The 14,198-nt window shown below is 63.1% G+C and carries 16 protein-coding genes and 1 tRNA gene; 7 read left to right on the top strand and 10 right to left on the bottom strand.

Going from position 1 to position 14,198, the window contains the following annotated elements; all coding sequences use genetic code 11:
• Positions 1-32 precede the first annotated feature (32 nt).
• Positions 33-656 carry an ATP-dependent Clp protease proteolytic subunit gene (locus V1479_RS11345; protein ID WP_368802981.1) on the top strand — a complete coding sequence of 208 codons (624 nt, stop codon included), beginning with the start codon at positions 33-35 and terminating at the stop codon, positions 654-656.
• A gap of 22 nt (positions 657-678) precedes the next feature.
• Here V1479_RS11345 and V1479_RS11340 read toward each other — a convergent pair whose 3' ends face one another.
• Both V1479_RS11340 and V1479_RS11335 read right to left on the bottom strand, forming a co-directional pair.
• Positions 679-2,358 (bottom strand): NAD+ synthase, encoded by a 1,680-nt coding sequence (locus tag V1479_RS11340; protein ID WP_368802980.1) that lies wholly within the window; start codon positions 2,356-2,358, stop codon positions 679-681.
• A gap of 51 nt (positions 2,359-2,409) precedes the next feature.
• Positions 2,410-3,123: a DNA-3-methyladenine glycosylase I gene (locus V1479_RS11335; RefSeq protein WP_368802979.1), complete on the bottom strand. Its 714-nt coding sequence runs from the start codon at positions 3,121-3,123 to the stop codon at positions 2,410-2,412.
• 66 nt (positions 3,124-3,189) lie between these two features.
• Here V1479_RS11335 and V1479_RS11330 point away from each other — a divergent pair, with 66 nt between their 5' ends.
• Together V1479_RS11330 and V1479_RS11325 are read left to right on the top strand one after the other, a co-directional pair.
• Positions 3,190-3,747 carry a DUF1003 domain-containing protein gene (locus V1479_RS11330; protein ID WP_368802978.1) on the top strand — a complete coding sequence of 186 codons (558 nt, stop codon included), beginning with the start codon at positions 3,190-3,192 and terminating at the stop codon, positions 3,745-3,747.
• Positions 3,744-4,322, top strand: coding sequence for a DedA family protein (locus V1479_RS11325; RefSeq protein ID WP_368802977.1), 579 nt, complete (start codon positions 3,744-3,746; stop codon positions 4,320-4,322). Before V1479_RS11330 ends, V1479_RS11325 begins: the two co-directional genes overlap by 4 nt.
• Positions 4,323-4,326: 4 nt before the next feature.
• On the opposite strand, the gene V1479_RS11320 is transcribed toward V1479_RS11325, so the two are convergent.
• From V1479_RS11320 to V1479_RS11310, 3 genes are all read right to left on the bottom strand, one after another.
• The gene (locus V1479_RS11320) at positions 4,327-4,686 is read right to left on the bottom strand and encodes a diacylglycerol kinase (RefSeq protein WP_368802976.1); all 360 of its coding nucleotides are present in this window, start codon (positions 4,684-4,686) and stop codon (positions 4,327-4,329) included.
• A gap of 72 nt (positions 4,687-4,758) precedes the next feature.
• Positions 4,759-5,556 (bottom strand): DODA-type extradiol aromatic ring-opening family dioxygenase, encoded by a 798-nt coding sequence (locus tag V1479_RS11315; protein ID WP_368802975.1) that lies wholly within the window; start codon positions 5,554-5,556, stop codon positions 4,759-4,761.
• A 130-nt stretch (positions 5,557-5,686) separates the two neighbouring features.
• Positions 5,687-6,073 carry a GFA family protein gene (locus V1479_RS11310; RefSeq protein WP_368802974.1) on the bottom strand — a complete coding sequence of 129 codons (387 nt, stop codon included), beginning with the start codon at positions 6,071-6,073 and terminating at the stop codon, positions 5,687-5,689.
• 217 nt (positions 6,074-6,290) lie between these two features.
• On the opposite strand from V1479_RS11310, the gene V1479_RS11305 reads away from it, so the two are divergent.
• Positions 6,291-7,169, top strand: a complete 879-nt coding sequence (locus tag V1479_RS11305) for a lipid kinase (protein WP_368802973.1) — start codon at positions 6,291-6,293, stop codon at positions 7,167-7,169.
• A gap of 58 nt (positions 7,170-7,227) precedes the next feature.
• Here V1479_RS11305 and V1479_RS11300 read toward each other — a convergent pair whose 3' ends face one another.
• Positions 7,228-8,607, bottom strand: a complete 1,380-nt coding sequence (locus V1479_RS11300; RefSeq protein ID WP_368802972.1) for a class II 3-deoxy-7-phosphoheptulonate synthase — start codon at positions 8,605-8,607, stop codon at positions 7,228-7,230.
• Positions 8,608-8,702: 95 nt separating this feature from the next.
• The gene (locus tag V1479_RS11295; RefSeq protein WP_368802971.1) at positions 8,703-9,344 is read right to left on the bottom strand and encodes a gamma-glutamylcyclotransferase family protein; all 642 of its coding nucleotides are present in this window, start codon (positions 9,342-9,344) and stop codon (positions 8,703-8,705) included.
• A gap of 411 nt (positions 9,345-9,755) precedes the next feature.
• Here V1479_RS11295 and V1479_RS11290 point away from each other — a divergent pair, with 411 nt between their 5' ends.
• Entirely contained in the window at positions 9,756-10,427 is a 672-nt protein-coding gene (locus V1479_RS11290; protein ID WP_368803280.1) for an esterase, read from the top strand.
• Here V1479_RS11290 and gor read toward each other — a convergent pair.
• The 3 genes from gor to rpiA all read right to left on the bottom strand — a co-directional run bounded on the left by gor (position 10,424) and on the right by rpiA (position 13,201).
• Complete coding sequence (gene gor / locus V1479_RS11285; RefSeq protein WP_368802970.1) at positions 10,424-11,812, bottom strand: glutathione-disulfide reductase; 1,389 nt, start codon at positions 11,810-11,812, stop codon at positions 10,424-10,426. The genes V1479_RS11290 and gor overlap by 4 nt on opposite strands.
• Positions 11,813-11,917: 105 nt before the next feature.
• On the bottom strand, positions 11,918-12,484 hold the full coding sequence (locus V1479_RS11280; protein WP_173191250.1) for a DUF2059 domain-containing protein: 567 nt from the start codon (positions 12,482-12,484) through the stop codon (positions 11,918-11,920).
• A gap of 18 nt (positions 12,485-12,502) precedes the next feature.
• A complete protein-coding gene (gene rpiA, locus V1479_RS11275; protein WP_368802969.1) occupies positions 12,503-13,201 on the bottom strand; it encodes a ribose-5-phosphate isomerase RpiA in 699 nt (232 codons plus the stop codon).
• 124 nt (positions 13,202-13,325) lie between these two features.
• On the opposite strand from rpiA, the gene V1479_RS11270 reads away from it, so the two are divergent.
• The gene (locus tag V1479_RS11270; protein WP_368802968.1) at positions 13,326-14,009 is read left to right on the top strand and encodes a phosphoglycolate phosphatase; all 684 of its coding nucleotides are present in this window, start codon (positions 13,326-13,328) and stop codon (positions 14,007-14,009) included.
• 68 nt (positions 14,010-14,077) lie between these two features.
• A tRNA-Val gene (locus V1479_RS11265) sits at positions 14,078-14,152 on the top strand.
• Positions 14,153-14,198 lie beyond the last annotated feature (46 nt).

Genomic DNA, 14,198 nt, shown 5'->3' with positions numbered 1-14,198 from the left:
ACCTTTCACATCCAAACAAGGAGGATCGCGCGATGCGCGAAACGATGAATCTCGTCCCCATGGTCGTCGAGCAGTCGCCGCGCGGCGAACGCTCCTTCGACATCCTCTCACGGTTGCTGCGCGAGCGGATCGTGTTCCTCAACGGCGAAGTCAACGACGCATCCGCGTCATTGATCTGCGCGCAGCTTCTGTTTCTGGAGTCGGAGAACCCCAAGCGGGAAATCTCATTCTACATCAACTCGCCGGGCGGCGTGGTGACGAGCGGCTTTGCGATCTACGACACGATGCGTTTCATCACGAGCCCGGTTTCGACGCTTTGCATGGGCACAGCCGGATCGATGGCGTCATTCCTGCTCGCATCGGGCGCGCCGGGCCGGCGCATCGCCCTGCCCAATGCCAGCGTCGTCCTCCACCAGCCCCTCGGCGGGTTTCGCGGGCAGGCCTCGGACATCGAACGCCACGCCGAGGATATCCTGAAGCTCAAGCGCCGCATGACGAGCCTCTATGCGCAGCATTGCAACCAGACCGAAGCCGAGGTCGAACGCGTGCTCGACCGCGACTTTTTCTTCACGGCGCAGGAAGCGAAGGAATGGGGGCTCGTCGACCACGTATACGACCAGCGCGAAATTGTGGAGAACGGCAATGGCGCAAGCTGAAGGCGCCGCCGCCCGGTGATGCTCAGCTCCGATCTCGGAACCGGTTCGTGATGGGATAACGGCGGTCGCGGCCGAAGTTCTTCTTGGTGATCTTCACGCCCGGGGCGGCCTGCCTGCGCTTGTACTCGGCGATGTAGAGCAGATGTTCGATGCGATGCACGGTCTCGCGGTCGTGTCCGCGCCCGACGATCTCGTCGACGCCCATCTCGCCTTCGACGAGGCATTCCAGAATGTCGTCCAGGACGGGATATGGCGGCAGCGAGTCCTGGTCGGTCTGGTCCGGCCGCAGCTCGGCCGAGGGCGCCTTGTCGATGATGTTCTGCGGGATCACCTCGCCCGAGGGACCAAGCGCGCCGGGCGGCACATTGTCATTGCGCCAGCGGGCCAGCGCATAGACCTGCATCTTGTAGAGGTCCTTGATCGGGTTGAAGCCGCCATTCATGTCGCCGTAAAGCGTGGCGTAGCCGACCGACATCTCAGACTTGTTGCCGGTGGTGACGACCATCGAACCGAACTTGTTGGAGATCGCCATCAGGATCGTGCCGCGCGCGCGGCTCTGCAGGTTCTCCTCGGTGATGCCTTCCTTGGTGCCTTCGAACATCTGGCCGAGCGCATTGGAGAAGCCATCGACCGGCTCGAAGATCGGCACGATGTCGTAGCGGGTGCCGAGTGCGCGGGCGCAATCCTCGGCGTCCTTCAGCGAATCCTTCGAGGTATAGCGATACGGCATCATCACGCAGCGCACCCGCTCCTCGCCGAGCGCATCGACTGCGATCGCCGCGCAGATAGCCGAGTCGATGCCGCCCGAAAGACCGAGCACGACGTTCTTGAAGCCGTTCTTGTTCACATAGTCGCGAAAGCCCAGCAGGCAGGCGCGGTAATCGGCCTCCTCCTTTTCCGGGATCTTCGACATCGGGCCGTCGGTGCAGCGCCAGCCGTCTGCTTCCCGCTTCCAGGTCGTGACGACGACCGCTTCCTCGAACTGGCTCATCTGGAAGGCCAGCGACTTGTCGGCGTTGAAGGCGAAGCTTGCACCGTCGAAGACGAGTTCGTCCTGCCCGCCGAGCTGCGCCGCGTAGAGCAGCGGCAGGCCGGTCTCGATGACCTGCTTCAGCACGACCTGATGGCGAATATCGACCTTGCCGCGATAATAGGGCGAGCCGTTCGGCACCAGCAGCATCTCCGCGCCACTTTCAGCCAGCGTCTCGCAGACGCCGAGCTCGCCCCAGATGTCCTCGCAGATCGGAATGCCGAGCCGGATACCGCGGAAATTGACTGGACCGGGCACGTCGGGGCCGGCCTGGAACACCCGCTTCTCGTCGAACTCGCCGTAATTAGGCAGGTCCAGCTTGTAACGTTCAGCCACGACGTTGCCGCCGTCCAGCACCATGACGGCGTTGTGCAGGCCACTGTCGCGACGCAGCGGCGTGCCGATGATGACGCCCGGCCCGCCATCGGCAGTATCCTGAGCGAATTCCGCGACAGCACGTTCGCAGGCGGCCACGAAGGCCGGCTTCAAAACCAGGTCCTCCGGCGGATAGCCGGCGATGAAGAGCTCGGTAAAGAAGATGAGGTCCGCGCCATGGCGGGATGCATCCGCCCTCGCCTCGCGGGCCTTGGCGAGGTTGCCGGCAACGTCGCCGACAACCGGATTGAGCTGCGCAACGGCGATGCGAATGATGTCTGGAGCTTTGCTGTTCATGCAAAAGCCTGTAGCGCGGCGGTTGCCGCATCGCAATGGCGCAGGGGCAGCCTAGTCGCTGACATAGCCGCGCAACTCTTCCACCGATCGATTGGGCCCGATCGACATTGAAAGAGTGCGCGAGATGTGGGCGCGCGGCAGGCCGGTTTCCGCAGCCCAGGCATTCATCTGCGCCTGAATGGCTGCGAGGTCCTTCTTGGAAGTCGGGCTTTCGGCGATCTCCAGCCCGGCATCGCGCATGGCAGCGGCCATGTCGCTGGAGATGATGAACGTATCCCAACCCAGCCAGCGCAGCAGGTATTGCCCTGTATTGCCGCCAAGCCGGCTGCCGTGCTTGCCGAAATACGCCGTCAGCCCGACCTGGTCGTCGGCGGGCCAATCAGCCAGGAACTTGCCGAACCCGCCGTGCTCGCGCGAAACGCGGTCGACGAAGGCTGCGTTGTCGCGAACCGATTTGATCTTCTGCGGGTTGCGCACGATGCGCTTGTCGCTCGCCAGATCGTGCCAGAAGTCTTCCGGCTGAAACAGAAGCGGCTTCGGCTCAAAGCCGAGGAACGCCTCCTCGAAGCCCGGCCATTTCTGCTCGATCACCGACCAGACGAAGCCGGCCGAGAACACGCGACTGGCCATGGTGGACAGGATGCGGTCGTCCGGCACGGCCGCGAGTGCCGCATTGTCTGGCACCGGCCCCAGCAGAGAATCCAGCACCTCATCACCGCCCTTGCGGTCTGCCGCGCGGGCGCGGATAGATTTGAATGAAAGCATGGCGGCCTCCCTGAATCGTTGCGATCATGCTTCACCGGAACGTTCCAGCCAAGCAGGAGAATGGCCATGGCAAAGACAGTCGAGGAACTCGCGTCACGCTGGTTCCCGGGCAAAAAGCTCGGCGACGCCGAACACCGTGTTCTTCAAAGCACCGCGGCCCGGCGTCCGCTTGCCAGAGACCAGAACCGGCATATTGCCGACCATGCCGGCTTCGGCGAGAGACTGGCAGACGCGATCGCACGGATCGGCGGTTCATGGAGCTTCATCCTGAGCTTTCTGGCCTTCCTGCTTGTCTGGACGCTTGCCAACACGTGGTTGCTCACGCGTGACGCGTTCGATCCCTACCCGTTCATCTTTCTCAACCTCGTGCTTTCCATGCTTGCCGCCATCCAGGCCCCGGTCATCATGATGTCGCAGAACCGGCAGACTGAGCGAGACCGGCTCGACGCGGCACATGACTACGAGGTCAACCTCAAGGCCGAGATCGAGATCATGGCGCTGCACGAAAAGATGGATGCCCTGCGGCAGAGCGAAATCGTCGCCATGCATGCCGAAGTCCGGGCAATCGCCGAAAGGCTGGAGAGGCTTGAGACGCTGATGACGGGCCGGAAAACCGCCGAATGACCGAGACGATCCATCTGCTGATCGAGAAATACGGATTGCTTGCCGTCTTCCTCGGCTGCGTCGCGGAAGGCGAAAGTGCTGCGGTGCTCGCCGGGTTCTTCGCGCACCAAGATGTCTTTCCGGCGCTAGGCGCATTTCTCGCGGCCTTTGCCGGCGCGTTCCTCGGCGACACGTTGTTTTTCGTCGCCGGCAGACGGTTCGGCACCTACGGGTTTGTGAAACGACAGGCAGCGCGCCCCGGCTTTGGCCGTGCGCTCGACCTCATCGCTAGACGGCCGGTCGCCTATGTCATGCTCAACCGCTATGCCTACGGTTTTCGCCTGGTCGGCGGCATAGCCGCAGGACTGTCCGCCATCCCCGCTGGCAAGTTTGCTGCCGTGAACGCACTTTCGTCAGCGGTTTGGGCGATCCTGTTTCTTGGCGCAGGCTACCTGTTCGGTGCGGGCGTGGAACAGTTCCTCGGAAAGGAGCTCGCAAATCCTCAGCGATTGCTCGCCGCATTGGGCATCGGGCTTATCACGACCGTTGCCGCCGGTCTTGCCGCACATCATTTCGCCAGACGCAGCGAGCGTTAAATGCTCAAACCGGCGCGCCTGCAATCCACTCCCAGAAGGCCAGCAGCCACACGCCACCCGCGATGACGAGCGACAGCGCGACAGCCAGCGAACCACAGTCCTTGGCAAGCCGTATGTCGGTGTTGAACTCGCGCGAAAAGGCATCGCAGGCCGCTTCGACCGCTGTGTTCAGCACCTCCACGACCATCACCAGCAGGATCACCCCGATCAACAGCGCGAAGCCGCGCCATGTCGTTGCGATCAGATAAGCAACCGGCAAAGCAACGCCGAGAAGGATCGTTTCCAGGCGGAAAGCGGCTTCATGGCGGATAAGGACCCCCCAAGCCCGGGCCGAATTCTTCGTCGCGTTGATCAGTCTTTCCATCGGCGGGCCGGTTCTTGAATTGTCGCTTTCGGCTTCTCATAGCCAAAGCGATGCCCGGCGAACAGCCTGCCATCAATGGAAGAGGTAGGAATCGTAGGCGAAGAACCCGAGCTGGCGGGACGCGTGGGCGCGCTCTGCGTGGGGCGCCTCGCCAGCCGCACCGTATGCGAAGAAGATCGGCATGAGATGCTCGTCGGTCGGGTGGTTTTCGCTGGCGAACGGCGCCTGCGCCTTCCAGTCGAGCAATGCATCGCGGTCACCTTCCGCCAGTTTGTCGGCAAACCACTCGACAAAGGCGTCGACATGAGCCGCCAGTTCGGGATCGGCCTGCTTGCCGCCGCGCATCACCGGAAACAGTTCACGCAGGTTGTGGGTGATGTGGCCGGAGCCGATCAGCAGCACGCCTTCCTCGCGCAGCGGCGCCAATGCGCGGCCGAGCGCATAGTGCCATGCGGCGTCGCGCGAAGGATCGACGGAAACCTGTACCACCGGAATATCGGCCTGCGGAAACGCGAGCTTGAGCGGTGTCCATGCGCCGTGATCATATCCCCGCTCGGCAAGGCGGCTCGGCTCCAGGCCTGCCTCGCCCAGCATCGCAAACACGCGCTCGGCAAGGCGCGGCTCGCCCGGTGCCGGGTACACCATCTCGTAAAGCTCCGGTGCGAAGCCGCCGAAATCATAGATCATTCCCGGCGCCGGATCGGTGACGACGGCAACGCCGTTAGTCTCGAAATGGGCGGAGACGATCACGATCGCCCTGGGCCTCGGCAGGTGTTCCGACAACGTTTCGAGATAGTCGCGGGCTGCACTGTCATTGATGACGATGTCGGGGCCGCCATGAGAGATGAAGAGCGTGGGCATCGAAGCCATGGGAAATCTCCTTTCCCATCATATACGCCCCTGCACGATCCGGCGGCAGATGCGGCACCAGCGACTCTTCGTTCAGCAATGATGAACGCCAATCAACGATGCGTTCACGGTCGCACCTAAACCCGCACGCCTAGCTTCTCTGCGGCAATCCGTCGGCGATCTCGTAATAGTCGCCCTTGTCGGCAACGAAGATGTGTTTTTCACCCCTCAGCCCCGAGGGCGCATCGAAACTGCCTGCCATGATGGAGACATAGTCGGCGTCGTCGCGTTTCCAGAACAGCGCCGAGCCGCAGGTCCTGCAGAAGCCGCGTTGCGCGAAGTCCGATGCACGATACCAGCTCACATTTTCGTCGCCGGTGACTTCCAGGTTCTCGTTCGACACGTTGGTCGCCGCGTAATAATGCCCGGTCTGGCGGCGGCATTGCGAGCAATGGCAATAGACGACGCCGCGCAACGATCCCCTTGCGGTGAATCGCACGGAGCCGCAAAGGCACGCGCCTGTATGGGTTTCTCTCATGATCTCCTCCCTGCGTTGTTCTCGCCCCATCTCGCATGACTCCACCGGACGGAACATCGCGGAATTTTGACGCCTCTTTCAGCGAAACACGATCAGCACCACGCAGTGCAACATTAACAAGAATTAACGCAAGAACGTCGCTTTTCGCCCGGCCCGGCATCGCAATGCCCGTTTCACATGCATATGTGCGACGCGCAATCCAAATGGTCGTATCTCCATGCAAGACAAGACGAAAAGAGCGCTTCTGCTGGTCAACCCGAAGGCAAGGCGCGGTAGCGAGGCCATCGGCCCGGTAACCGGCAGGCTCGAGGCTGGCGGGCTTTCGGTGACTGTGGAATCCTTCGAGGCCTTGCCCGAAATCGCGCGCGACATCGTCCGGCTGCGGGAAACCGCCGATCTTGTGATTGTATGCGGCGGCGACGGCTCCGTCTCGTCTGCGGCGCTCGCAGCGGTCGAGAGCGGGCTGCCGCTGGGCATCGTTCCGATGGGAACGGCGAATGACCTGGCACGCACGTTGAACATTCCTGTCGACCTGGCGCGGGCGGCCGACGTCATCGCGAACGGCCAGACCCGGCGGATCGACGTCGGCACCGTTAACGGCCACGCCTTTTTCAACGTTGCCAGCATCGGGCTCAGCGCCGCACTCGCGCGCGGGCTCGATCCCGCCCTCAAGCGGCGCTTCGGCCGTTTCGGCTACGCGCTCGCCGCCGCTCGGGTGATGCGGCAGGCCGATCGCTTCGTTGCCCGCATCACGGAGAAAGGACAAAAGATCGAGACGTCCACCTACCAGATCGCGGTCGGCAACGGCCGCCATTACGGCGGCGGCAACGTGATCGAGGCCTCTGCCAGCATCGACGACGGGCATCTCGACCTCTACAGCCTCGAAATGAAGAACGTCTGGAAGCTCGCGCTGATGATGCGCTCGTTCCGCTCAGGCACGCACGGTGCATGGAGCGAGGTGCGCACTGCGCGTTGCATCGAATTCGATGTGGAAACGGACACCGAAATGCCTGTGAATGCCGATGGCGAGATCGTCACCTCGACGCCGGCGCATTTCAAGGTGCTACCCCAGGCGATCGAAGTCTTCGCCCCCTAGCCTGAAACGGAAACGGGCGCCGAAAGGCGCCCGTTCGATTGTCGCGAAGGCAGGTTGATCAGCCGTTGACGACTTGTCGCGGAGCCTCGCCAGCGTTCTTCCGCTTGAGCAGATCCGCCACCAGGAAAGCCAGCTCGATCGCCTGATCGGCGTTGAGGCGCGGGTCGCAATGGGTGTGGTAGCGATCCTGCAGTTCCTCGTCGCGAATGGCGCGCGCGCCGCCGGTGCATTCGGTGACGTTCTTGCCCGTCATCTCGATGTGGATGCCGCCCGGATGCGAGCCCTCGGCGCGATGCACCTCGAAGAAGCTCTGCACTTCCTTGAGGATGCGGTCGAATGGCCGCGTTTTGTAGCCGGCGGCAGTGATCGTGTTGCCGTGCATCGGATCGCAAGACCAGACGACCTTGCGGCCTTCCTTCTGCACGGCGCGCACCAGCTTCGGCAGGTGGTCGCCAACCTTGTCGGCGCCGAAGCGCGCGATCAGCGTCAGCCGGCCCGGCTCGTTTTCCGGGTTCAGAAGGTCGATCAGCTCAATCAGACCGTCCGGCGTCAGCGAAGGACCGCATTTGAGGCCGAGCGGGTTCTTGATGCCGCGGCAGTATTCGATATGCGCATGGTCCGGCTGGCGCGTGCGGTCGCCGATCCAGATCATGTGGCCGGAGGTCGCGTACCAGTCGCCGGAGGTCGAGTCGATGCGGGTCAGCGCTTCTTCGTAGCCGAGCAGCAGCGCCTCGTGGCTGGTGTAGAAATCCGTTTCGCGCAGCGCCGGATGGCTGTCGCCTGTGATGCCGACGGCGCGCATGAAGTCGATCGTCTCGGAAATGCGCGTCGCCAGCGCCTCGTAGCGCTCGGCCTGCGGGCTGTCGGCGACGAAACCGAGCATCCACTTGTGCACATTCTCGAGGTTGGCGAAGCCGCCCTGCGCGAAGGCGCGCAGCAGATTGAGCGTGGCGGCCGACTGGCGGTAGGCCATCTCCTGGCGCGCGGGATCGGGAATGCGCGACTTCTCGTCGAATTCGATACCGTTGATGATGTCGCCGCGGTAGCTCGGCAGCGTCACGTCGCCCTTGGTCTCGTTGTCGGACGAGCGCGGCTTGGCGAACTGGCCGGCGATACGGCCGACCTTCACCACAGGCTGGGCACCGCCATAGGTCAGCACCACGGCCATCTGCAGAAAGACGCGGAAGAAGTCGCGGATATTGTCCGCACCATGCTCGGCGAAGCTTTCGGCGCAGTCTCCGCCCTGCATCAGGAAGGCCTCGCCATTGGCGACGGAAGCGAGCTGGCGCTTCAGCTTGCGCGCCTCACCTGCAAAAACCAGCGGCGGATAGGTGGCGAGCTGCCGTTCGGTCTCCGCAAGCACAGCGGCGTCCGGATAGGCCGGAACCTGCTGGATCGGCTTGTTTCTCCAGGAATTCGGGGACCATTTCGTCGTCATCGTCGCACCCATTACATCATGCGCGGGCTGCCTACGCCCGCCGGGAACCCGGTTTTTCGGGAACGCGGCTCCTTACACTAGAGCTAATGTTTATTCTACCCCGCATTCGTCCGCGATTCGACCGCAATCAAGCTGCGACCTGAAAGTACGTCGTCGAACCACCGCCGCTGCGCATCGTCGAGGCTGACCGCGCGCGGGTAGACCGGCTCAGCGCGGTCATCATGGATGCCCACCTCGAACCCTTCGGTTTCGGTCAGGAAACGCGCCAGCCCTTCTTCGCCATGCTCGGACAAGAAACCCAGCAGTACGGCATCGAGATAAGACCGCAATATGCGTGGCGGCTCGGGATGCGGCGGCAGATGGTCCTCAGCGACGTAGACATATGTCTGGCATCGATATGGAGCCGGAGCGAGGAGCTCGAGATCGCCGTCGGCAATCTCGATGCGCCGGTAGCGCGCTTCACGCGCGTCGACGGCTGCGAGGTTCTCCATGCGGTCGAAGACCAGCAGTCCATCGCATATGGAACTCTCATCCTGCCGCACCGAAAGAAGTGCTGCCGGAAAACCCGGCATGTCTGGGCGCGGCCGCCAGTGCCGCCGCCAGCCTTTAAGCCGCGCAGGCACGGCCGCCAGAATATCGGTGCGGTGGGTGGCGCGGCAGACAAGCGAACCGTAGCCGAAATAAGCGACGACGGCGTTGTCGGAAAGTTCGGAGGAATCGATTGCGTTGTCATTCATGCCCGGAGGCTAGCTTGTCTATCACGCCTGCCGCAAGCACAGGCATTTCCGTTCAGGCTTGAACATTTTCTGTTGATTTTGACGTTAACGTCAATGCTACGGTTATGCATTGTTCGGCTTTGCAGCCGGAGCCGCTCCATAACCGGAAACGATCCGATGTCGCAGAAACCAGCCCGCGTAATCCAGCCGTCCGAACCTGCCCATGTGGATGCCACCAAAAACCCTGTCACGATCAGCACGGAGGACGGTTTTCCGCTTGGCGGCACGCTGTGGCAAGGCGATGGTGACGGCCCACTGGTCTTGATCTCTTCCGCCACCGCCGTGCCGCAAGGCCTCTATGCACGCTTCGCGGTCGCGCTGGTCGAGGCCGGCGCGCGGGCGGTACTGACATACGACTACCGCGGCACGGGCATGTCACCGCGGCCTGAAGGATGGTCGCGGCGCATCGACTACAAGGAATGGGCACTCAGGGATTTTCCTGCCGCGTGCCGGACACTGGCTGCGGTCGACCCTCGCAGCGAGCTGGTGGGGGTTGGTCAGTCGCATGGCGGGCACGCGTTCGGCCTTTCCGGCGTTTCGGACCGTTTTTCGCGCTACGCGATGGTCGCCACCATGTCGGGTTATCTCGGCCTGCTCGACGACCGCTGGGCGTGGGCGCGGATGAACCTTGTCGGCGTGCCGGTCTCGCTCTGCTTCCGCGACACGCCGCGCTGGATGGGCATCGGCGAGCCGATGCCTTCCTCGTGCTTCCGCGACTGGGCGCGCTGGTGCCGGATGAAGAACTATTTCTTCGACGATCCGGATTTGCCCGAGACTGCGCGCTACGGCGAAGTACGGCGTCCCATCCTCGCCATCGGCCTCACCGACGATCCATGGGCTACGCCCCGGGCGGTGGATCATTTCATGGCGCGCCACACCAACGCGCCGGTCGAGCAGCGCTGGATTTCGCCGCAGGAAGCCGGTGGGCGCGTCGGCCATCTCGGCTTCTTCCGTTCCCGCTTCGCCGAAACGCTATGGCCGCCGCTGATCCGATGGCTGCTGCAAGGCGAAGAGATGACGCTGGGCCGCAGCAGGGCAGCTTAGACGCGCTCGCCGTTCTTCACGCGATAGGTGGGCTGATACATCGTCACCAGTTCCTCGGCGGCGGTTGGATGCACGGCCATGGTTGCGTCGAACACGTCCTTGGTCAGCCGCGCCTTGACGGCGATCCCGAGAAGCTGTGCCATCTCGCCGGCATCGACGCCGAGGATGTGGGCGCCGACAACGCGCCGCGTCGCGGCATCGACGACCAGCTTCATGATCATCTTTTCCTGGCGGCCGGATAGCGTGTGCCGCATCGGCCGGAACTCGGCACGGTAGATTTCCAGCTCGTCGAAGCGCTTCGCGGCATCTTCCTCCGACAGGCCGACGGTGCCTATCTCAGGCTGCGAGAACACCGCCGTGGCGATGGCGTCGAAATCCGGCGTCGTCGGCTTGTCGCGGAAGACCGTATCGATGAAGCACATCGCCTCGTGGATCGCCACGGGCGTCAGCTGCACGCGATTGGTGACGTCGCCGATGGCGTAGATGTTATCGACATTCGTACGAGAATAGTCGTCGACGACGATCTCGCCGACGGTGCCCGTTTCCACGCCTGCCTGCGCGAGCCCCAGCCCCTCGGTGTTGGGCGTGCGGCCCAGCGCCAGCATGAGCTGGTCGACGGTGAGCGTTTCGTCGTTGCTCAGCTCGATCTCCAGCTTTCCATCCGCGCGCTTGCCAATGTTGTGGGCGACTGCGTGGCAGATGATGCGGATGCCCTTGTCCACCATCGCCTTGTGAACGCCGCGGCGCATATCCATGTCGAAACGGCCGAGAATTTCCTTGCCGCGATAGACGAGTGTCGTCTCGACACCCAGCCCATGGAATATGTTGGCGAACTCGACGGCGATGTAACCGCCGCCGGCAATCGCGATCGAGCCCGGCAGCTTTTCGAGATGAAATGCCTCGTTGGAGCTGATCGCATGCTCGTGTCCCGGCAGCGCCGGATGCGGGGTGGGCCTGCCGCCCGTGGCGACCAGGATGGTCCGCGCCGTCACCGTGCGGTCTTCCTTGACGATGCGCACCGTGTGCCTGTCCAGCAGGACTGCCCGGCTTTCGATGATGTCGGCGCCGGCCTTTTCGAGCCCCATCCGGTAGAGCCCCTCGAGCCTCGCGATCTCGCGGTCCTTGTTGGCGATCAATGTCGGCCAGTCGAATTTGGTCTCGCCGACGCTCCAGCCATAACCGGCCGCATCTTCGAAATGCTCGGGGAACTGCGAGGCATAGACGAACAGCTTCTTGGGCACGCAACCGCGGATGACGCAGGTGCCGCCAAAGCGGTACTCTTCTGCAATCGCAACACGCTTGCCCATGCCCGCAGCGAGACGGCCCGCACGAACACCACCGGATCCGCCACCAATGACAAAAAGGTCGTAATCGAATTCGGTCATTGGCGCGCTCCCGCTGCTTTTATGATGGGCTTCACGTAAGCGCTGAGCAGCCAAAAGAAAAGCCCGGCGCAAAGGCCGGGCTTTTTCCGAATACCGTCGTGGAGACTACTGGTTGGCCGTGCCCTGCGCGGCACCTTGGTCGGGCGCAGTTCCGTCAGTGACCCGTGCGACCCCTACCCGCTCCTCAAGCTTCTGGCCAACCTGCTGCGTCATGTCGCGCGCGATGCCACGCCCCCATATTTCGGCTGCCTGGCGAATTTCGCGTATCACGATAGGCGCGTTGTCCATAACCTTCTGGCCGGTGGTCGTGGCGTAGAACGCGGAAATATCCTTCAACTCCGCTTCGGAGAAAATGCGGGCGTAGATCAAAGCAACCTCACGCTCCAGGTCTCCGCGGCGTGCGGCGAGGGAAATCGCGGTCTCGTCGACAACCGCGTTGATGTCGGATTCGAGGTTGGGGTTCTGCTGGATCAGCTCGTTCTTCACGCCAAGCGCCGTTTGCGGCAGGATCGCGTCGTACTCGTTCGTCGTACGCATTGCCCCAATGGCAGCGCGCGCGGCGGCTAGGTGCGAGTCGGAGATTTCCTGCGCGATAGCCGGCTGCGCCACCGCAAGCATTGCGAACGCTCCAACGACGGCTGCAATGTGACGGGATTTATTGGCCAGAATCATGATGTTGCAAACTCCTGTTTAAGCAGCGGCCCGCACCGTTCTCACGCCGTCCGCGTCCGCGACGATCGCCGCATCGGCCAGTTCCAGAAAGAGACCATGCTCGACCACGCCGGGTATGGCATGAAGTGCATCGCTAAGGGCTCTTGTATCGGGAATGCGGCCAAAAGATGCGTCGATGATGAAATGCCCGCCGTCTGTAACAAAAGGCTCGCCGTTCGTCATCCTCAATGTCAGCGGGCCGTCGAGCCCGAGACGGGCGGCCGCCTCGTTGATCGCGATCTCGGTCGCGCGCAGGCCGAACGGGTTGACCTCGATCGGCAACGGAAAGCGGCCCAGCGTGTCGACCAGTTTCGAAGCGTCGGCGATGACGATCATGCGCGCCGAGGCGGCCGCGACGATCTTCTCGCGCAGCAGCGCGCCGCCGCCGCCTTTGACCAGCGTCAAGGCGGGATCGATTTCGTCGGCGCCGTCTATGGTCAGGTCGAGGCGCGGCGTCTCGTCCAGCGTCGACAGCGGGACGCCCAGTTCACTGCAAAGCCGCGCCGTACGTTCTGAGGTCGGGACGCCGATCACAGTCATCCCCTCACCCACTTTTACGGCGAGCAGCCGGACGAACTCCTCCGCCGTAGAGCCGGTGCCGATGCCCAGCTTCATGCCGTCGGCAACATGGGTCAGCGCCTCGCGCGCCGCTTCGATCTTCAGTTGTCTGGCGTCCATCCCACTGCTCCTACGGTCTCGTTGGAAGGTGCCCTAGCAGTTTTGCCGGACGGCGCAAGACTTGCCCGGCCCGGCAAGGCACGCTATCGCGGTTTCACCCGTGGATATTGAGGATTTCCCGCCCATGAAACGACCGATTGTCGTCTTCGACCTCGACGGAACGCTGGTCGACACCGCGTCCGACCTGCTCGCCAGCCTCAACCACTGCCTCGGAATTGCCGGTCTCGCCCATGCCGAGCCGGCGCAATTGCGCAGCTTCGTCGGCATGGGTGGGCGTGTGATGATCGAGCGCGCCTTCGCCGCTCAGCAGAAATCGCTGTCGCCAACAACGCTCGACAAGCTTCAGGCCGCGTTCCTGGACCATTATGGCGGCAACATCCCGGGGCTGTCCCAACCCTATCCCGGCGCGGTTGCGGCGGTCGAGCGCTTCGCGGAAGCCGGATATGCGGCTGCCGTCTGCACCAACAAGTTCGAGGGCCTTTCGAAGAGCCTGATCGATGCGCTGGGCCTGTCGTCGCATTTTGCGGCGATCTGCGGGCAGGACACGTTCGCCTTCCGCAAGCCCGACCCGCGCCATCTGCTCGAAACGATCGCGCTCGCGGGATGCGATCCGGAGCGCGCCATCATGATCGGCGATTCCCGCACGGACATCGACACGGCTAAGGCCGCTGGCATCCCGGTCGTCGCCGTCGATTTCGGCTACACGGACCGCCATGTCCGCGAGTTCGAACCCTCGCGCATCATCTCGCATTTCGACGAACTGACGGTCGCCATGGCCGACGATTTGCTGCGCGCGGTAGCCAACTGATCGGTTCTTGACTTCCCCCTGCCCCGCCCCTTATATCGCGGCTCCTTCGGGGCGATCACGCCCTGTTCGGGCGCGTAGCTCAGCGGGAGAGCACACCCTTCACACGGGTGGGGTCACAGGTTCAATCCCTGTCGCGCCCACCATCCGCCAAGTCGGATGGTGATACTCATCTCACTCCCCGGAGACTGA

Source organism: Neoaquamicrobium sediminum (genome assembly GCF_040970315.1).
In the GTDB taxonomy this organism is placed as follows: Bacteria; Pseudomonadota; Alphaproteobacteria; order Rhizobiales; family Rhizobiaceae; genus Aerobium; species Aerobium sediminum.
Note: the sequence above shows the minus strand (reverse complement) of the source record. Positions and strands in the feature narration are given on the sequence as shown.